17 protein-coding genes and 2 tRNA genes are annotated in these 18,381 nt (G+C 33.9%); 15 read left to right on the plus strand and 4 right to left on the minus strand.

Annotation, left to right across the window (positions count from 1 at the left end):
• Positions 1 to 67 precede the first annotated feature (67 nt).
• Genes urtB through ureG form a run of 8 tightly spaced genes read left to right on the plus strand, consistent with a single transcriptional unit; the run spans position 68 to position 8,126 of the window.
• A complete protein-coding gene (urtB, locus tag Q4548_RS15435) occupies positions 68 to 1,675 on the plus strand; it encodes an urea ABC transporter permease subunit UrtB (protein ID WP_303456563.1) in 1,608 nt (535 codons plus the stop codon).
• 17 nt (positions 1,676 to 1,692) lie between these two features.
• Positions 1,693 to 2,748, plus strand: coding sequence for an urea ABC transporter permease subunit UrtC (urtC, locus tag Q4548_RS15440; protein WP_303456565.1), 1,056 nt, complete (start codon positions 1,693 to 1,695; stop codon positions 2,746 to 2,748).
• Between the two features lie 12 nt (positions 2,749 to 2,760).
• Positions 2,761 to 3,519, plus strand: a complete 759-nt coding sequence (gene urtD / locus Q4548_RS15445; protein WP_303456568.1) for an urea ABC transporter ATP-binding protein UrtD — start codon at positions 2,761 to 2,763, stop codon at positions 3,517 to 3,519.
• A 14-nt stretch (positions 3,520 to 3,533) separates the two neighbouring features.
• Positions 3,534 to 4,253, plus strand: coding sequence for an urea ABC transporter ATP-binding subunit UrtE (gene urtE / locus Q4548_RS15450; protein WP_303456570.1), 720 nt, complete (start codon positions 3,534 to 3,536; stop codon positions 4,251 to 4,253).
• 33 nt (positions 4,254 to 4,286) lie between these two features.
• Entirely contained in the window at positions 4,287 to 5,030 is a 744-nt protein-coding gene (ureA, locus tag Q4548_RS15455) for an urease subunit gamma (protein WP_303456572.1), read from the plus strand.
• A gap of 6 nt (positions 5,031 to 5,036) precedes the next feature.
• Entirely contained in the window at positions 5,037 to 6,743 is a 1,707-nt protein-coding gene (gene ureC, locus Q4548_RS15460; protein WP_303456575.1) for an urease subunit alpha, read from the plus strand.
• Positions 6,743 to 7,411: an urease accessory protein UreF gene (locus Q4548_RS15465; protein ID WP_303456577.1), complete on the plus strand. Its 669-nt coding sequence runs from the start codon at positions 6,743 to 6,745 to the stop codon at positions 7,409 to 7,411. Before ureC ends, Q4548_RS15465 begins: the two co-directional genes overlap by 1 nt.
• A gap of 4 nt (positions 7,412 to 7,415) precedes the next feature.
• Entirely contained in the window at positions 7,416 to 8,126 is a 711-nt protein-coding gene (gene ureG, locus Q4548_RS15470) for an urease accessory protein UreG (protein ID WP_303456579.1), read from the plus strand.
• A 56-nt stretch (positions 8,127 to 8,182) separates the two neighbouring features.
• Here ureG and Q4548_RS15475 read toward each other — a convergent pair whose 3' ends face one another.
• Together Q4548_RS15475 and Q4548_RS15480 are read right to left on the minus strand one after the other, a co-directional pair.
• Entirely contained in the window at positions 8,183 to 8,851 is a 669-nt protein-coding gene (locus Q4548_RS15475) for a sulfite exporter TauE/SafE family protein (RefSeq protein ID WP_303456581.1), read from the minus strand.
• 3 nt (positions 8,852 to 8,854) lie between these two features.
• Positions 8,855 to 9,691 (minus strand): urease accessory protein UreD, encoded by an 837-nt coding sequence (locus tag Q4548_RS15480; protein WP_303456583.1) that lies wholly within the window; start codon positions 9,689 to 9,691, stop codon positions 8,855 to 8,857.
• A 139-nt stretch (positions 9,692 to 9,830) separates the two neighbouring features.
• Between Q4548_RS15480 and Q4548_RS15485 the strand changes: the two genes are divergently transcribed.
• From Q4548_RS15485 to Q4548_RS15500, 4 genes are all read left to right on the plus strand, one after another.
• Positions 9,831 to 11,675 carry a histidine kinase gene (locus tag Q4548_RS15485; RefSeq protein WP_303456586.1) on the plus strand — a complete coding sequence of 615 codons (1,845 nt, stop codon included), beginning with the start codon at positions 9,831 to 9,833 and terminating at the stop codon, positions 11,673 to 11,675.
• Between the two features lie 6 nt (positions 11,676 to 11,681).
• Positions 11,682 to 12,356 (plus strand): response regulator transcription factor, encoded by a 675-nt coding sequence (locus Q4548_RS15490; protein WP_303456588.1) that lies wholly within the window; start codon positions 11,682 to 11,684, stop codon positions 12,354 to 12,356.
• 152 nt (positions 12,357 to 12,508) lie between these two features.
• On the plus strand, positions 12,509 to 13,204 hold the full coding sequence (locus Q4548_RS15495) for a CoA transferase subunit A (protein ID WP_303456590.1): 696 nt from the start codon (positions 12,509 to 12,511) through the stop codon (positions 13,202 to 13,204).
• Positions 13,205 to 13,206: 2 nt separating this feature from the next.
• Positions 13,207 to 13,860, plus strand: coding sequence for a 3-oxoacid CoA-transferase subunit B (locus Q4548_RS15500; RefSeq protein WP_303456593.1), 654 nt, complete (start codon positions 13,207 to 13,209; stop codon positions 13,858 to 13,860).
• Here Q4548_RS15500 and Q4548_RS15505 read toward each other — a convergent pair.
• Together Q4548_RS15505 and Q4548_RS15510 are read right to left on the minus strand one after the other, a co-directional pair.
• Positions 13,853 to 14,623, minus strand: a complete 771-nt coding sequence (locus Q4548_RS15505; RefSeq protein WP_303456596.1) for a C40 family peptidase — start codon at positions 14,621 to 14,623, stop codon at positions 13,853 to 13,855. The genes Q4548_RS15500 and Q4548_RS15505 overlap by 8 nt on opposite strands.
• Before the next feature lie 14 nt (positions 14,624 to 14,637).
• Positions 14,638 to 15,819: an acetyl-CoA C-acyltransferase gene (locus Q4548_RS15510; RefSeq protein ID WP_303456598.1), complete on the minus strand. Its 1,182-nt coding sequence runs from the start codon at positions 15,817 to 15,819 to the stop codon at positions 14,638 to 14,640.
• 73 nt (positions 15,820 to 15,892) lie between these two features.
• Here Q4548_RS15510 and Q4548_RS15515 point away from each other — a divergent pair, with 73 nt between their 5' ends.
• The 3 genes from Q4548_RS15515 to Q4548_RS15525 all read left to right on the plus strand — a co-directional run bounded on the left by Q4548_RS15515 (position 15,893) and on the right by Q4548_RS15525 (position 18,221).
• Complete coding sequence (locus Q4548_RS15515) at positions 15,893 to 17,956, plus strand: HD family phosphohydrolase (protein WP_303456601.1); 2,064 nt, start codon at positions 15,893 to 15,895, stop codon at positions 17,954 to 17,956.
• Positions 17,957 to 18,037: 81 nt separating this feature from the next.
• Positions 18,038 to 18,121, plus strand: a tRNA-Ser gene (locus Q4548_RS15520).
• A 25-nt stretch (positions 18,122 to 18,146) separates the two neighbouring features.
• Positions 18,147 to 18,221, plus strand: a tRNA-Pro gene (locus Q4548_RS15525).
• Positions 18,222 to 18,381: the final 160 nt, after the last annotated feature.

The following is an 18,381-nucleotide window of genomic DNA, read 5'->3' on the forward strand; positions in this document are numbered from 1 at the left end:
AGTCAGTGTTTTTTTATGTTAAAGGCTGATTGATTGTTCTTTTTTATAGAATTATAACAGAAGAAATATGAAGAATAAAATTTCCATTTTTGTTGCATTCTTAACGATTTTCATGGGATGGGCTCAAGAAATTGAACCTTGTGGTATTTCGTTGGATATTTGTGTAGATGTTATTTTACACAAAGAAGCAACACAACTAAAACAAGTTACCAATTGTATGGTAGCAAATGATGATGTAGTTTCGTATCCCTTAATTTCAGCAATCTTAGATAAAAGATTGTTCAATTATAAAGAAACTGCAGTGACTAAATTTCCTGGAGATACTTTGTATTATTCTGTATATCCAAAAGTACTGCCTATAAATGTTCAAGAAAAAGAGCTTTCAGAGGTAAATCTGTCAAGAAAAATCAGAACTCAATTCAATGTGTTGGCTAAGAAAGTCAACTTAGTGCATCCAGATAAAAATGTTCGAGAAATGTCGTTTAGAAGCTTTAAAACTTCAGGTGTTTTAAGGGATGTCGATTTTTTAACCTCTCTTAAAATAAATGAAGAGAATCAAGATGTTTTGTTAGCTGTAAACGAAGCTATTTATAGTATTTGGTTAAATAGTTCCGATGTAGATCTACAAAACAAAGCCTTAACGGCTATTGAACAAGAAGTGAATGTGCAAATGCTGGAACCACTTACCAAATACGTGGAAGCTACAACCAATATTGAAGGGAAATCTAGAGCAGAAAAAATAATTGAAGACATAGAAAATAGAGAAAAAACCATCAATATCATTCAAAATTTATTTAGTGGTATTAGTCTAGGGAGTATTTTATTATTAGTGGCTTTAGGACTTTCTATTATTTATGGTTTAGGAGGAGTTATTAATATGAGTCACGGAGAATTTGTAATGATTGGTGCTTACACAGCTTTTAGTGTACAACAATTTTTTATTGGTTTTTTACCAGAGTCTTGGTTTGATTTGTTCTTTTGGTTTTCATTACCCTTGTCGTTCATCGTTTCAGGATGTTTTGGATTGTTGGTAGAAAAATTAGTCATCCGTCATTTATACAGCAGACCCCTAGAAAGTTTGTTGGGAACATGGGGAGTTAGTTTGATTTTAATTCAGTTGGCTAGAACTATTTTTGGAGATGTTACAGCAGTCAAAAGTCCAGAAATTTTATCAGGAGGGATTGATGTTACTGCTGGATTGATGTTGCCCTACAACCGATTGTTTATTATTGGGTTGACTATTATAATGGTGCTGCTAACGTATTTTGTGTTTTTCAAATCAAAATTAGGGTTGAAAATTAGAGCTGTAACTCAAAACAGAGATATGAGTGCTAGTTTGGGAGTTTCTGTAAAAAGAATAGATTCCTTAACCTTTTTCTTAGGTTCTGGTTTGGCTGGAGTTGCAGGTTGTGCCATGACGTTGATTGGAAATGTAGTTCCCAACATGGGACAAACTTATATTGTAGATTCCTTTTTAGTTGTAGTAGTAGGTGGAGTTGGTAAATTGATAGGAACTATTATTTCTGCCATGGGAATAGGAGTGTTGTCTAAAGTGTTTGAATTCTTTTATGAAGCAGTGTATGGAAAAGTAATTTTATTGCTAATCATTTTCTTCTTCTTGCAATACAAGCCAAAAGGATTGTTTCCAGACAAAGGTAGACATAGTGATGATTAATTTTAAAAGCTAAAAAGATGTTTAAAAATAAAATATATATAATTTTTATAGTGGTGTTTGCCTTGCTAATGCCAATAGGATATTTCACGGGATTGGTTCCAATTAACACCTTAACACTTTGGGGACGATATTTTTGTTTGGCCATTGCTGCTTTAGGAGTTGATTTAATTTGGGGATACACAGGAATTTTAAGTATGACACAAGCCTTGTTCTTTTGTATGGGAGCATACGGAATGGGAATGTATATGACCTTGAGTAATTTGCCAGAAGGTCAAGTATTACCAAGTTTTATGGTGTGGAATCAAGTTACAGAATTGCCTTTCTTTTGGGTTCCTTTTGATAATTTCTGGTATGCGCTTATTTTGTCTGTATTTGTGCCAGGACTGTTTGCAGGGTTTTTAGGATACTTCATTTTTAGAAAACGTATCAAAGGAGTTTACTTTGCCATCATCACCCAAGCTATTGCTTTGGCTATGTTTTTATTGTTTAGTAGAAACGAAACGATGTTAGGGGGAACCAATGGGTTGACAGATTTTAAATTCTTTTTAGGATTTGATTTGAGACACAATTCGGTAAAGTTTGGTCTGTATATGTGGAGCTTGGTTGCTTTAGGTGTAATTTACTGGTATTGTCATAGCTTGGTCAATTCAAAATTTGGAAAAGCCTTGGTGGCTATTAGGGATAGTGAATCTAGAATGCGTTTTACCAAATACAAAGTAACACATTATAACGTGGCTATTTTTATGATAGGGGCTATGGTTGCTGCTGTAGGAGGAATGTTGTACATGCCACAAACAGGAATTATTACTCCTGGTAGAATGGATGTTCAAGCTTCTATAGAAATGATTATTTGGGTAGCGTTAGGTGGTAGAGGTAAATTAAAAGGAGCTGTTGTTGGAGCTTTGGTTTTAAACTTAATGTACAGTGTGTTTACTACCGTATTGCCAAGTTCTTGGTTGTATATTTTAGGAGGGTTGTTTGTAATTACGGTACTGTACTTGCCTAAAGGAATTGTTGGTTTGGTAGATCAAATGAAAGAGAAGTTGAACAGTATGTTTGTGAAAACTGCTTAAAAAGGAAAAGCGATGTTAGAAGTAAAAGATTTAAAAGTTTCGTTTGGTGGCTTGGTCGCCTTAAACCTAGATGCTTTTTCGATAAGAAAAAACGAACTAAGAGTAATTATTGGTCCTAACGGTGCTGGTAAATCTACTTTTATGGATATAGTTTGTGGAAAAACAAAACCACAACAAGGAAGTGTTAAGTTTAAAGGTTTAGAATTGTTAGGTAGAAAAGAGGTAGAAATTGCCAAATTGGGAGTAGGAAGAAAATTCCAAAAGCCATCTATCTTTTCAGGGTTAACAGTCTATGATAATTTACTATTAGGATTGGATGGTCCTAAAGATGTATTCACGTCTTATTTTTACAAGTTAGCTTCTTTTGATAAAGATAGAATTATGGAAGTGGCAGAAAAAGTAGGCTTGGTGAATGATTTACAAATGATTGCAGGAAGTTTATCACATGGGAAAAAGCAGTGGTTAGAAATTGCCATTGTCATGTTACAAGATTCTGAATTAATGTTGATTGATGAACCTGCTGCGGGAATGTCTGATGTAGAGGCTGAAAAAACAGGAAACTTATTGTGCGATTTAAGTAAAAAGCACAGTGTGATTGTGATAGAACACGATATGAAATTTGTAGAACAAATTGCCATAGAAAAAGTAAGTGTTTTGGTACGTGGTCAAATGTTAACCGAAGGAACTTTTCAAGAAGTAAGAAACAATCAAGAAGTGATAGATTGTTATTTAGGTAGCGCAAATTCTGCACAACAACAAGCACATTCATAAAAAACGAAGAAGCAATGGAAAACACAAAAGAAAACACACTGTCTTTACAAAATGTTGAAGTTTCTTATGGAGAAAGTCAAGTTTTGTGGGGAGTAGATTTAGAGGTTAAAAAAGGAACTATTACAACCATTATGGGGCGTAACGGAGTGGGGAAATCTACTACGTTAAAAACTATTATGGGATTGTTAGGCGAAGCTAAAGGAACTATATCTTTTGAAGGGAATGATATCAATAAAAAACAAACCTATAAAAGGGTAAGGAATGGAATTGGTTATGTGCCTCAAGGAAGAGAGATTTTACCGAAACTAACCGTTTACGAAAATCTACAAATAGGTTTAGAAGGAAACTTAAACAAAAAAGCACAAATTCCAGAAGACGAAATTTATACTATGTTTCCAATTTTAAAAGAATTCAGAAACCGTATGGGTGGAAATTTAAGTGGAGGTCAGCAACAGCAATTAGCCATTGCCAGAGCTTTGTGTGGAGATCCTACTTTATTACTGTTAGATGAACCCACAGAAGGAATTCAGCCTTCTATTATTCAGGAAATTGGAGAAGTTTTAAAAATGTTGGTAAAAGACAAAGGAATGACGGTTTTGTTAGTGGAACAAAAGTTTGATTTTGCGAAATACTTAACCGATTATTTTTATATTTTAGATAGAGGTAGAGTCATCAAAGAAGGAGCTTCTAAAGAGATAGATATGGATGAATTAAGATCTTATTTATCAGTATAGTCCTTTTGTAAAATACAATCAAACTAAAATCAAATGCATTTAAGTCCAAAAGAAATAGATAAGTTAATGCTCCATAATGCGGGGTTTTTGGCTCAAAAAAGATATGCAAGAGGTATTTTGTTAAATTATCCAGAAACCATTGCTTTAATATCTACTCAATTATTAGAATTTATAAGAGAGGGAGTTTCTGTAGTAGAATTAATGGATAGAGGTAAAAAAATTCTAGGTTGTGATGATGTCATGCCAGGAGTAGAAAAAATGATTCATGATGTGCAGATAGAAGGAACCTTTCCTGATGGAACCAAACTGGTAACAGTGCACGAACCTATTTGTGATGAAAACTTAAATAACAACTGGGCTTTGTACGGATCTGGTTTGCAAAAAACAGGAAAATCTATCAAAATAGACAATGTAATTGATGCCAATCCTGGAGCGATAAAAGTGGGAGAGGGAGTCATTCTTTTAAATGAGAATAGAAAAACCATAGAATTACATGTAACAAATACCGGTGATAGACCTATACAAGTGGGTTCTCATTACAATTTTATTGATGTGAATTTGGCTTTGGAATTTGACAGAGCAGCAAGTATTGGTTATCGATTAAATATTCCTGCAGGAACGGCCATTCGTTTTGAACCAGGAGAAACCAAAAGTGTGGAATTGGTAGAAATTAGCGGAAGTAAAATTGTCTACGGAGGAAACAATTTTGTAGATGGTTGTATAGACGATGTGTCTAAAGAAACCATTATGGAACGAATTAACAAACAAGCAAAATAAGAAATTATGGCAAAAGAAATTAGTAAGCAAGCTTATGCTGCAATGTTTGGAATTACCAAAAATGATAAAATCACTTTAGGAGATACAGGTTTAGAAATTGAAGTAGAAAAAGATTATACAGTTTACGGTGATGAGTGTAAATTTGGTGGAGGAAAAGTTTTAAGAGACGGAATGGGGCAGGCCTCAAACGTCACTCGTAAAGATTGTTTGGATACCATTATTACCAATGCGTTAATTATAGATCATTCAGGAATTATAAAGGCAGATATCGGAATTAAAGATGGTTATATTGTAGCCATCGGTAAAGGTGGAAATCCGCACATTATGCCTGATGTACATCCGTTAATGATTGTAGGACCTAGTACAGAAGTCATAGCTTCCGAAGGATTGATTGTAACTGCTGGAGGAATTGATGCACATATTCATTATATATGTCCGCAACAAATAGAAGAAGCTTTGGCATCTGGAGTCACCACTTTTATTGGTGGAGGAACGGGACCTGCCACAGGAACCAATGCAACTACCTGTACACCCGGGGCTTTTCATATTGAGTTTATGCTAAAAGCTACGGATGAATTTCCAATGAATTTTGGGTTTTTAGGAAAAGGAAACACCTCACATCCAGAAGCCATTGTGGAACAGGTAAAAGCGGGAGCTTGTGGTTTAAAATTACACGAAGATTGGGGGTCTACTCCTGCAGCTATAGATAATTGTTTGTCTGTAGCAGATGAGTTAGATGTACAGGTTTGTATTCATACAGATACATTAAATGAGAGTGGTTTTGTGGAAGCTTCTAAAGAGGCTTTTAAAGGAAGAACCATTCATACGTATCATACCGAAGGAGCAGGAGGTGGTCATGCACCAGACATTATTATGTTGTGTGGAGAGCCAAATGTAATTCCATCTTCTACCAATCCTACAAGACCTTTTACAGTAAATACCATTGATGAACATTTAGATATGTTAATGGTTTGCCATCACTTAGATAAAAATATTCCTGAAGATGTAGCTTTTGCGGAAAGTAGAATTCGTGAAGAAACCATTGCCTCCGAAGATATTTTACACGATTTAGGAGCCCTTTCTATTGTGTCTTCAGATTCTCAAGCCATGGGTAGAGTGGGAGAAGTGATTTGCAGAACATGGCAAACGGCTTCTAAAATGAAAGAGCAAAGAGGTAGGTTAGAAACCGATGAAGAGAATGATAATTTAAGAGTTAAAAGATACATTTCTAAATATACCATCAACCCAGCCATTGCCCATGGAATTTCACACGTAGTGGGGTCTGTTGAGGTAGGAAAGTTGGCAGATTTGGTTTTATGGAAGCCTCAGTTTTTTGGAGCTAAAACTGAAATTATTGTCAAAGGAGGAACCATTGTTCAAGCTCAAATGGGAGATGCCAATGCTTCTATTCCAACACCAGGGCCTTTGTATTCTAGACCTATGTTTGGGGCAAAAGGAAATGCAGTAGGACAAACTTCTTTTGTGTTGGTAGGACATACGGCGGTAGAAACTGTAGAAAAATATGATATTTCTAAAAATATAGTGGCTATTAAAAACTGTAGAAACATCGGGAAAAAAGACATGAAACACAATGATTGTATTCCGAATATTTCTGTAGATCCAGAAACGTATAAAGTAACCATAGATGGTCATCATTTAACTTGTGAACCAGCTACTAAAGTTCCTTTGGCACAATTGTATAATTTGTTTTAATGGGAGAAAATAAGAACTATCATTTATATCAAATTTTGCATTTTGCAGATTCAGCTTTTCCTATTGGGGGATTTGCTTATTCTAATGGAATGGAATATGCTGTAAAATCTCAACTCATCAATACAGTAGAGGAGTTAAGGCAGTATTTAAAATCGTACATAGATCAAATGTATGCGTTTGATTTGGCTTTTGTAAAACAAGCATGTACCGTTACAACTTTTGAAGAATTAGAACTTTTGTCTAACGATTACAATATAATGTTGTTGAATCCTGCTTTAAAAAAAGCGGGAGTGGTTTTAGGAAAAAACTGGTTGTCTATTTTAGTGAATTTGTACGATGTTCCTCATTTGGATTGGTACAAAAAAATAGATACGGACTTTCATGTGGTGTTTGCAGCTTCTTTAGGGAGTTTGGGTTTTTCGGCTCAAGAAATCTGTGAGTTGTTTGTGTTTATGAATGTTAGAGATCAATTAAGTGTGGTGGTTAGATTAGGAACCTTGGGGCCTACAAAATCACATCAACTACAAAAAGAATTATTAAACTATGTGACGAATAATTATGATATGTCATCTATTCCAGAAGTAAAAAATGCTTGTAAGAATGCATATTTATTAGAATTGTGTCAGTTGTCACATCAATATTTATATACAAAATTATTTCAAAATTAATTTTATGAAAATTTACGAAGAGATTTTACATCACAAAGAAACTTGGGAGAATCCTGGTTTTTTCTCTAACAGAGAATTACAGGTAGAAAATAGAGATTTTAAAAAAAGAGCCTTTACCGTGGGGATTGGTGGACCTGTAGGAACAGGAAAAACTGCGTTGTTGCTTAAAATTTGTCAGATGTTGTCTGATAAAATGAAGATAGCAGCCGTTACCAATGATATTTTTACCAAAGAGGATGCTGAGTTTTTAACAAGAAACAAAGCTTTAGAGGCTGATAAAATTGTGGGAGTAGAAACAGGAGGTTGTCCACATGCTGCTATTAGAGAGGATGTTTCTGGAAACTTAAATGCTTTAGAGGAGTTGATGACTAAGTTTCCTGATACAGAAATTTTGTTTGTAGAAAGTGGAGGAGATAATTTAGCGGCTCACTTTAGTAAAGAATTAGTTGATTTTTCTATTTATGTAATTGATGTTTCTGGAGGTGATAAAATTCCTAGAAAAGGAGGACCAGGAATTACACAAGCAGATTTATTAGTGATTAATAAAATTGATATTGCAAAATTGGTACATGCAGATTTAAATGTAATGGATAGAGATTCTAAAAAAATGCGTGGAGATGGACCTTTTGTGTTTGCAAAAGCTTACGAAGGATATAACGTAGATGTGATTATAGATCACGTTTTACATGCAAGAAAACATGCTTTAGAAGATTAGCATAAAGAATTTTCATGATAAAGGGGAGAACTGTAAGGGTTCTCCCTTTTTGTTTGTTACAGTCCTAAAAAGATGATAGAGATTCCACAAGTTAATAAGGTAATTCCAACCAATACATTGCTGTATTTGTGTATGTTTTTAAAAGGAATTTTTACCGTTAAAAAAGACAAAGGCAGTACCACTGCTAACATAGTTAGTAAGGTGGCAATGCTAAAGGTAACAGAAACCAATAAAATAGCGGTGCTGTTTTCATGAGCAGCAGGATACATTAACATAGGAACTAATACCTCGCAAGGACCAAAAACAAAAATTAAAAATAAAGACCAGGGAGATATTTTTCTATCGCTGTTTTTTCGGGTCAAAAATTTAGGCAATTTGTGTGTGTGTGGTTTCTGATGTGTGATCCTTTTTGTAATTCCAAAAATTAGATAAAGGGCTCCAATAATAATAAACAACCAACCAGCAATATCTCCTCGCTGACTTTCTAAAAATTCAATTTTAGACAATCCAACTCCAAAAATAATTCCAATAATTCCAATAATAATAGAGCTAGAAACGTGTCCTAATCCACACATAAGTGTCACAGAAGATGTTTTTTTTAAAGTCCATCCTTTAGATTTTGCCATCACAACAAAAGGAACGTAATGATCGGGTCCTGTAAGGGTGTGTATAACACCAATAGAAATAGCTGTGCTTAGTAGTATTTGTAGTTCGGGAGTAATCATGTTTTAATATTTTCTTTCGTAGGGGTTAAAGTTTAGTTGTTCTTTGTCTAAAAAAATGGTTCCAATTTCTTTCACAAATTTCCAGAGAATTAAGGTTTCTGTAGCCGAGGCTCTAAGAATGTGTAAATTGGGGTTTATAGTATCTGCAGATACTACAAAAGTTGGCTGAGGTTTACTCTCGGTACTTAGCCATTTTTCTACAATATGTTTGCAATGGTTTAATACAGTTAACGCTCTTTTTGTATTTCCTATCATATATAAGTTTACAAAGGTAGTATGGTTAGCTAGTATTCCTGGAGAGTTACAATTGCTGGTTTTAGGGTTTAAAGAAAATTTATCTAACAGTATTTTTTTACCGTTATAGGTAACTTCTGCTTCAGAATAAAAATAATCAAACTCTAAATTTTCGTTGCTTTTTACTCTCCCTACGCTTACCCAATCTAACAACACAAAACTACTTTCATTAGCTAAATTACATGTTAAATATTGTTTTAAATTGCTGTCTTTTTGTAAAACTAAAGGGTCGTTTAGTATAAAAAAAAGGGCATTATCTTTTATGTTTATTTCTTGATGAATGGCACAAGTTCTTCCATCTTCCGATTTGTAAACTCTATTGTTTGCTTGCGATGTTAATACACAGGTAGTATTTGCATTTGCTTCAATATTTATTTTTACATGATCTCCTTGTACAAAACCTCCACCGTAATTTGTAGTGGTTAAATGGCAATTGGTTTCGTGAGATTTGGGAGTCAGTATCTTAATAGGTTTCTGATTCCGAATAGTAGTAGCCTTGGTAGTCCCGTGGATGTTTTTAAGAACAATTTCTGTGCATCTATTCATTATACGTACGTAATTTTGTTCAAATATAAGGATTCTAAGGTTTTGAAATCTGCGTTTTGTCAGTCTTTAATCTAAAATATGTAGGTGATATCTTTTGTGTTACTTAAGTATATTTGTAGCTTAACTATTGTAATAAATAATGAAATCTACTTCTTTTGATGGAATTCCACAAACTCCAAACAGCACTCTAAGACAATACCATGTTTTGTATTTGGCAGCTTTGTCAGTAATTGCAGTTATCACCATTATCAGCCAAGTGTTGATACAGAAACATTTAGATCATCAAATTCACGATTCTCATTTGATCAATTATGCAGCTAGATTACGAACCAATTCTCAAACTCTAGCTAAGTTAAGTCTAAAATTGGAAAAAGGAGAAGAGTTAAGAACCAATAGTAAAGATTTTGAAACCACATTGATGCAATGGCAAAATACGCACGAAAGCTTGTTGTCTGGTAATGAGTTTTTAAGTCTGCCTAAGAATAAGAATCTGGATATGTTTGAGTTGTACAGAATTATAGACCGTCCGTACAGAAGTATTTTGAATGCAGCCTACAAAGTTCATGAATTGATGGACGAAGGAAATATAGAGGATGTGTCGGTAATAAAACCATATATCAATATCATTCTGGAAAATGAAAATTCTTATTTGTTGGGAATGGAAATGATTGTTTTTGATTATGATAGAATTTCTAGAATCAACATTAGAGATTTAAAAAATATAGAATATGCGCTGTTAACCATTGTGTTGATTATGTTAATGTTAGAAGCTGTTTTTATTTTTATCCCATTGGCTAAAAAAATAAAAATTAGTTTTAATGGATTGATTGAATCGGAAAAGAAAACCAAAAAATTGGCAAATGCTTTAAGAGATAGCAATCAAATTTTAGAACAATCTCATAATGAGTTGAGAGAAGTGAATTTTGCTTTAGAAAAAGCTTCTTATTTGGTAAAGATCAATGCGGAAGGAAATATTATTTATGCCAATGATAAATACTGTCATGTAACCAAATACAGTATGAACAGCCTGATTGGAAAACCTGTTTTTTATAATAACATGGGGGGGGATGAAAGTATTATTTACAAACATATAAAATCTCAAGATTTAAGAAAAGAAGTTTGGCAAGGAGAAATTTTTGATCATGCTTCTGATGGTACAGGCTTCTGGTTAGATGTAACTGTAATGCCTGTTATCAATAAAAAAGGAGAAGTGCATCAATTTTTGGTGATAGGATTTGACATCACTTTAAGAAAAAAGACAGAACAGGAATTACGTTTGTTGAGCGAAGAAAGGTTAAGAAGACAGATAGTTATTCAGAAAGTAAGGAATACAGCAACCATCATTGGTCAAGAAAAAGAACGCAGAAGAGTAGCAGCAGAAATTCATGATGGAATTGGACAAATGTTGACATCGTTGCGTATTCAAGTGGAGTTTTTAGAAGAAAAAAATCCGAAAAATGTAAAAGAAATTTCATTATTGTATCAATTGATTCATGCCATTGTAAATGAAACTCGTAGAATTTGTTTTGAGTTGCAACCTAATGTTTTGGAAGATTTTGGTTTGAAAGCAGCATTGTCAGACTTGATAAAAAATATTAGTAAAAACACAGGATATCATATTGTTTATGAAGATCATTATGATATTTTAGAAAAAAATCCAGAAAGAGATATTGCAATTTATAGAATTCTACAGGAAACGTTGAACAATGCGGTAAAACATTCTAATGCAGATACCGTACATGTGTTTGTAGAATCTGATGCTGAATTTATAACTTTACAGGTGAAAGATGATGGGGTTGGTTTTGAGTATAATAGTACTAATATATTTGAAACCAAAACTAATACACATGGACTTCGCAATATAAAAGATAGAGTAGAGTTGTTGAATGCAAAATTGTCTATTTGCTCGGAATTAGAAAAAGGAACGGAGATTAAAGTAGAAATCCCTATAGATAAAGCGTCTACTTTGGATGAAGATAAATAAGTGTTTATGAAAGTGAAAAAAATAATGTTGGTAGATGATCATGAAATATTTCGTCATGGTGTGGTTCAGTTGATAGATAATGAAGTTGATATGGAAGTAGTGGCTCAAGCAAGTAACGGTTATGAAGCCATTGTAAAATACGATCAGTTTCAGCCAGACATTATTTTGATGGATATTTCTATGCCACAGTACAGTGGTTTGGATGCTTCAGAAGAATTGTTTCGTAAAAATAACGAGGTTAAAATATTGTTTTTGTCTTTGTACGATAGAGATGATTATATTTTAAAAGCTGTAAATATGGGGGCTCATGGTTATATTTTAAAAGACGAATCCAATAAAGATTTTTTAAAAGCTATTAGAAAAGTATCGGAAGGGAAATTGTATTTTTCTGGAGACACAAGTAATATTATTATCAATAGCTTTAGAAATCAATCAAAAGAAGGAGGTTCGGTTTCTGCTGTAAAAGTTGAAAAATCGTTTAGATTGTCTAAAAGAGAAACACAAATTTTAGAACAGATAGCGGTGGGTTTAAATAACAAAGATTTATCTGATATGTTTGGTTTGAGTATTAGAACGGTTGAGTCACATCGTCTGAATATCATGAGAAAACTGAGAGTTAAAAATATAGAACAAGCTATTTTGGTTGCCAAATCAGAAAAGCTGATACAAGTTCAAGAATGAGCCAATAAAATAGAGATTAGAAAATCCTGTTGTTTTAAAAAGCAACAGGATTTTTTATTTATAAATGGTGTTTTGTGAACAGATAGCGGTTTAAGAAACTAGAAAACGACTAATTTTTTTCTTATATTTAAGTAAACTCAATTTTAAAGCAGATGATTTCCAAAAAAGTACATTCAGTAAAAGAAGCTTTGCATGGTATTGACAATAACATGACGTTGTTGGTGGGTGGTTTTGGTTTGTGTGGTATTCCGGAAAATGCCATTGCTGAATTGGTTCGTTTAAATACAAAAGGATTGACTTGTGTATCGAACAATGCAGGTGTGGATGATTTTGGTTTGGGTTTATTGTTGCAAAAACATCAAATTAAAAAAATGGTTTCTTCTTATGTAGGAGAAAATCATGAATTTGAAAGGCAAATGTTGAGTGGAGAAATAGAAGTGGAATTGATTCCCCAAGGTACATTAGCTGAAAGATGTAGATCTGCAAAAGTAGGCTTGCCAGCTTTTTTTACACCAGCAGGTGTGGGAACAGAGGTTGCTGAAGGAAAGGAAATAAGAGAGTTTAATGGAAAACAATATCTGTTGGAATATGCTGTTGAGGCGGATTTTTCATTTATCAAAGCTTGGAAAGGAGATGAGGCTGGGAATTTAATTTTTAAAGGAACAGCTCGTAATTTTAATCAAGCCATGTGCGGAGCTGCCAAAATCAACGTGGTAGAAGTAGAAGAGTTAGTTGCTGTTGGGCAATTAAATCCTAATGAAATACATGTCCCAGGAATTTTTGTACAACGTATTTTTCAAGGGGAAAAGTATGAGAAACGAATTGAGAAATTAACTTTATCTGAGTAAGAATGTTAAGCAAAGAACAAATAGCACAACGTATATCTAAAGAACTGCAAGATGGTTTTTATGTGAATTTAGGGATTGGAATTCCAACCTTAGTGGCTAATTCCGTTCCAAAAAATATCAATGTAGAATTCCAGAGTGAAAATGGGGTTTTGGGAATGGGATCTTTTCCCACAGTAGAACAAGTAGATGCAGATTTGATCAATGCAGGGAAACAGACTATTACTACGTTACCTGGTGCTTCTTTTTTTGATTCGTCTCTAAGTTTTGGAATGATTAGAGGAAAGCATATTGATTTGACTGTTTTGGGAGCTATGGAAGTTTCTCAAAATGGAGATATTGCCAACTGGAAAATTCCTGGTAAAATGGTAAAAGGTATGGGAGGTGCCATGGATTTGGTAGCAAGTGCAGAAAATATTATTGTTGCCATGATGCATACTAACAGAGCTGGTGAATCTAAATTGTTAAAACAGTGTAGTTTGCCCTTGACGGGAATTAAATGTGTAAAAACCATTGTAACCAACTTAGCTGTTTTAACGATTGAAAATGGTCAGTTTGTATTGCAAGAAACTGCTCCAGAAGTTGGTGTGGAGTATATTAAGAGTGTTACGGAAGGAGATTTGGTAGTTGCTCCTAATTGTAAAGAAATGTTTATATAATTTTCTTAATCACTCTAAGTTTATGGGTGTGTCTTTTAGTATCTACGTTGTAAATTCCCAAATGGTCTAAACGGTCAATTCTTACTTTTCCGTGGGCATGAATAATGTAGTTGTCAGCCATCATAATTCCTACGTGAATAATGTTTCCTTCCTCGTTGTCAAAAAAAGCCAAATCACCTGGTTCGCTTTCTTCAATAAAACTCAATACCTCTCCCTGTCCTGCTTGATCTTTAGCATCTCTTTTTAAAGCATATCCGTTCAGTTTGTATACCAATTGTGTCAATCCAGAACAATCAATACCTAAAGGAGTTTTTCCTCCCCACAAATAAGGAGAATTGATAAATTGCAGAGCGGTGAGTACAATGTTTTCTTTGCTTTTTTTCTCATGAGTAACTTCTCCTTCTATATAAAAATTTTCACTTCCAATAGTAAAGTTGTTTTGCTGATACAAAGGCAAATGAGAACCTATCAAGACATGTGTAAGCAGTTGCTTTTGATTTTCAGCAAAATTTATCAAGTCGTTGGCAATGTGTGTAGGTTTGTTTTCTAGTAATGTGTAATCTTCTTCTGGAATTAACAAAAACTGTTTGTTGTCTATCCAGCCTTCATAGTTGTCAAAAGCCAATTGAATTCTACTCCATTTGTTGTGGATTTCTAATACTTTAAAATGTTCACCCAACAAAACTTGAGACACCATTTCAGAAGTGTCAGTAGGTTCTAATCTCAGAGGAACAACGCTAAGGTTGCAAATACCGTAATCCATGTACTGTTTGTAGACTAAGTAATATTCTTAATAATCATTGCGGTAGCACCACCACCACCGTTGCAAATTGCAGCAAGTCCATAAGTTGCTTGCTGTTGTTTTAAAACATGTATCAAAGAAACAACAATTCTTGCACCTGAGCAACCTAGAGGATGTCCAAGTGATACAGCTCCTCCATTTAAGTTGATTTTTTCTAAAGGTATGTTTAGCAATTTTGCATTGGCAATTCCTACTACAGAAAAAGCTTCATTTAGTTCAAGGCAATCTATTTCTTCTAAGGTCATTTTTGCCTTTTTTAAAACCGCTGGAATCGCTTTTGCTGGAGCTGTGGTAAAAAGTTCAGGTTGAGTAGCCACATCTTCATAAGCTATTATTTCAGCCAAAGGTTTTAGATCAAGTTCTTTGGCTTTAGATGCTGTCATCAGAATAAGTGCTGCAGCTCCATCGTTTAATGTAGATGCATTGGCAGCAGTTACGGTTCCATCTTTTGTAAATGCAGAACGTAACTGAGAAAATTTTTCGGGTTTATAATTTAAAAATTCTTCATCTTCATTAATTGTAATTTGATTTCCTTTTCTGTCTTGATAATTTATAGGATAAATTTCGTCTTTAAATTTTCCTTCATAATTTGCTTTGATAGATTTTTCATAAGATAGAATAGCAAAAGCATCTTGTTCTTCTCTAGAAATTTGATGTGTTGTAGCGCACAAATCCCCACAAACCCCCATGTGTTGTTGATCATACACATTGATGAGTCCATCTTTTAACAAACCATCTTGCATTGTTTGATTTCCGAATTTTACCCCCGTTCTTAAATAAGTGTAGTGAGGTACTAATGACATGTTTTCCATTCCGCCACAGAGAACAATTTCTCGGTCTCCTGCTTTAATAGCTTGTGCTCCCATACTGATGGCTTTCATTCCTGATGCACAAACTTTATTAACGGTTGTACAAGGAATCTCATCTGGCAATCCTGCAAATTTGGCTGCCTGTTTGGCAGGAGCTTGTCCAATTCCAGCTTGAAGCACGTTTCCTAAATAGACTTCTTGAATAAGATTTGGTGACAATTTTGTTTTGAACAAAACACCTTTTATGGCATTGGCAGCAAGCTTGGGGGCAGCAAGAGTGGATAAACTTCCAGAAAAAGAACCAATAGGGGTTCTCTGAGCAGCAACTATAACAATTTTTTGAGTCATCTTAGAATAGGATTGGTAGACCTTAATTTACAAAAATTAATTGTTTATTTTTGAGTAATATCAAAATCACTTAATGAAAAATATCATTAACCGCATCTATCAAAACCAATCCATTATTTACAAAATATTTTTATTTGTGATGGTGGTGTTTTCTATTGTCTATTTTTTTCCAAAAGGAGGGAAGTTTAAATATGAATTTCAAAAAGGAAAACCTTGGCAGTATGAGACTTTACTAGCTCCTTTTGATTTTTCTATTCAGAAAACTGATGACGAAATTTCGATAGAAAAACAAGAAATAATAGGGGAGTCCAATGTGTATTTTGAGTACAAAGAAGAGGTAAAGTTAACAGTGCAGCAAAAATTTTCTGAGGTTTATGATAAAATCATCAACGAAAAAGGTTTTCAAGAGGTTGTAGAAAGTGCGATTTACAAGAAAACGGCTAAAGATTTAATTGAATACATCTACAAAAGAGGTTTTGTGGATACAAGTGTAAAAGATATTTTGTCCGATAATAAAGTTGTTTTGTTAAGAAAGCAACAAGAGGTTAGTGAAATTCAATACGGAAAGTTTATCACTCCAAATGAAATTTTACCTTTGATCAATTCGTCTTTAAGAAATCAAATAGATCATACTTACAAAAGTATCATCACGAATGTTTTAACAGAGGTGTTAGTGCCGAATGTATTTTTTGATCAAAAATATACAGACAAAGATTTGCAAGAATTGCTAAATACAATCTCCTATACCAAAGGAAAGGTATCTACCAAGGAATTAATTATTGTAAGAGGAGATATTGTAGAAGGAAAAAAACTAGAAGTGCTAAATTCTTTAAAAGCTGAATATACTTCTCAGATTTGGACTAAGAAAAATTACGTTTGGATTCTAACAGGATATATTATTTTAGTTTCCTTGGCAATGGGAATGTTGATGCTGTTCTTGTACTTAGACAGAAAAGAAATTTTTGAAAACAACACGCACGTTACATTTATTTTTCTGAATGTACTGTTAATGGTGTTTTTGGAAACTTTTATCATCAAACATATGTCGGAATATCTATACGTTGTTCCTATTTGTATTTTGCCAATTGTAATGAAAGCTTTTTTCGATGCACGTGTTGCGCTGTTTTCTTATCTGTTGATGGTGTTGATGTTAGGTTTTGTGGTGCCAAATAGTTTTGAATATATCTACTTACAAACCATTGCCGGATTTGTGACTATTTTAACTGTTTCGGACCTTCATAAAAGAGGAAATTTGTTTATTTCGGTAATTAAGATTACGTTGGTTTATATGTTAACGTATTTGGCATTTTACATCATTCATGAAGGTGGTGTAAGTCAAATTAGAAGTAGTTATTTTGGTCTGTTTGCGCTGAATGGAGTTTTGTCTTTTTTGTCAGTGTTTTTAATTTGGTTGTACGAAAAATTATTCGGTTTGGTATCAGACATCACTTTGTTAGAGCTTTCTAGTACTAATAGTTTGTTGTTAAGAGATCTTAATGAAAAAGCCCCAGGAACGTTTCAGCACTCTATGCAGGTTGCTAATTTGGCCGAAGCAGCGGCTAATGAAATCAATGCAAACGTAATGTTGGTAAGAACGGGAGCTTTGTATCATGATATTGGTAAAATGTTAGATCCTTTTTATTTTACTGAAAATCAATCTACAAGCGTGAATCCACATAACGAATTGTCGCCAAAAGATAGTGCTAAAATTATTATAGGTCATGTTATAGAGGGAATAGAATTGGCAAAAAAACACAGGTTGCCAGATAGAATTATTGATTTTATCAGAACACATCACGGAACTAGTTTGGTTTATTATTTCTATAAAAAAGAACAAGATGCCAACCCAGATGTAAAAGTTAATTTGGATGATTTTAGATATCCTGGGCCGATTCCTTTTTCTAAAGAAACAAGTATTTTAATGATGTGTGATGCTGCAGAGGCAGCCTCTAAAAGTCTTTCAGAACCAAGCGCAACAGCTATTGATGAGTTGATTGAGAGGATTATTGAGAAACAAAAGTCTGAAGGGCAATTTTTGAATGCAAACATCACGTTAAAAGAGATTGAAAGTGTGAAAAAAGTAATTAAGAAAAAGCTGAAAAATATTTATCATTTACGAATTGAGTATCCAGAGTAAAAAAAAACTAAAAAAAGGTTGTGCGTATTTAACTAAACTTATATATTTGCACTCGCTAAACAAAGTAGTGAAATACTTTTTGGAGAGGTGCCAGAGTGGTAATGGAGCAGTTTGCTAAACTGTCGACGGGTAACTGTCGCCAGGGTTCGAGTCCCTGTCTCTCCGCATTTTAAAAATGATGACCTTTTTTCGGGGTGTAGCGTAGCCCGGTCATCGCGCCTCGTTTGGGACGAGGAGGTCGCAGGTTCGAATCCTGCCACCCCGACAAAGCCTGTAGATATTTAATATTTACAGGCTTTTTGTTGTTTGTACTTCTGATAAAACCATTTGGGTAAACACAACAATTTGTGGATCAAGCCCAAAAGTTGTGTGTGAATTAGGATAGCATTAATTTAGGAGTTTTTAAACTGACTTATATTGGAATT

It is taken from the genome of Wenyingzhuangia sp. 2_MG-2023 (assembly GCF_030548295.1).
Lineage (GTDB): Bacteria > Bacteroidota > Bacteroidia > Flavobacteriales > Flavobacteriaceae > Wenyingzhuangia.

What these genes read in the sequence shown, in the direction of transcription:
- urtB (WP_303456563.1), top strand. Translation starts at nt 68, where the DNA reads ATGAAGAATAAAATTTCCATTTTTGTTGCATTCTTAACGATTTTCATG.
- urtC (WP_303456565.1), top strand. Translation starts at nt 1,693, where the DNA reads ATGTTTAAAAATAAAATATATATAATTTTTATAGTGGTGTTTGCCTTG.
- urtD (WP_303456568.1), top strand. Translation starts at nt 2,761, where the DNA reads ATGTTAGAAGTAAAAGATTTAAAAGTTTCGTTTGGTGGCTTGGTCGCC.
- urtE (WP_303456570.1), top strand. Translation starts at nt 3,534, where the DNA reads ATGGAAAACACAAAAGAAAACACACTGTCTTTACAAAATGTTGAAGTT.
- ureA (WP_303456572.1), top strand. Translation starts at nt 4,287, where the DNA reads ATGCATTTAAGTCCAAAAGAAATAGATAAGTTAATGCTCCATAATGCG.
- ureC (WP_303456575.1), top strand. Translation starts at nt 5,037, where the DNA reads ATGGCAAAAGAAATTAGTAAGCAAGCTTATGCTGCAATGTTTGGAATT.
- Q4548_RS15465 (WP_303456577.1), top strand. Translation starts at nt 6,743, where the DNA reads ATGGGAGAAAATAAGAACTATCATTTATATCAAATTTTGCATTTTGCA.
- ureG (WP_303456579.1), top strand. Translation starts at nt 7,416, where the DNA reads ATGAAAATTTACGAAGAGATTTTACATCACAAAGAAACTTGGGAGAAT.
- Q4548_RS15475 (WP_303456581.1), bottom strand. Translation starts at nt 8,851, where the DNA reads ATGATTACTCCCGAACTACAAATACTACTAAGCACAGCTATTTCTATT.
- Q4548_RS15480 (WP_303456583.1), bottom strand. Translation starts at nt 9,691, where the DNA reads ATGAATAGATGCACAGAAATTGTTCTTAAAAACATCCACGGGACTACC.
- Q4548_RS15485 (WP_303456586.1), top strand. Translation starts at nt 9,831, where the DNA reads ATGAAATCTACTTCTTTTGATGGAATTCCACAAACTCCAAACAGCACT.
- Q4548_RS15490 (WP_303456588.1), top strand. Translation starts at nt 11,682, where the DNA reads ATGAAAGTGAAAAAAATAATGTTGGTAGATGATCATGAAATATTTCGT.
- Q4548_RS15495 (WP_303456590.1), top strand. Translation starts at nt 12,509, where the DNA reads ATGATTTCCAAAAAAGTACATTCAGTAAAAGAAGCTTTGCATGGTATT.
- Q4548_RS15500 (WP_303456593.1), top strand. Translation starts at nt 13,207, where the DNA reads ATGTTAAGCAAAGAACAAATAGCACAACGTATATCTAAAGAACTGCAA.
- Q4548_RS15505 (WP_303456596.1), bottom strand. Translation starts at nt 14,623, where the DNA reads ATGGATTACGGTATTTGCAACCTTAGCGTTGTTCCTCTGAGATTAGAA.
- Q4548_RS15510 (WP_303456598.1), bottom strand. Translation starts at nt 15,819, where the DNA reads ATGACTCAAAAAATTGTTATAGTTGCTGCTCAGAGAACCCCTATTGGT.
- Q4548_RS15515 (WP_303456601.1), top strand. Translation starts at nt 15,893, where the DNA reads ATGAAAAATATCATTAACCGCATCTATCAAAACCAATCCATTATTTAC.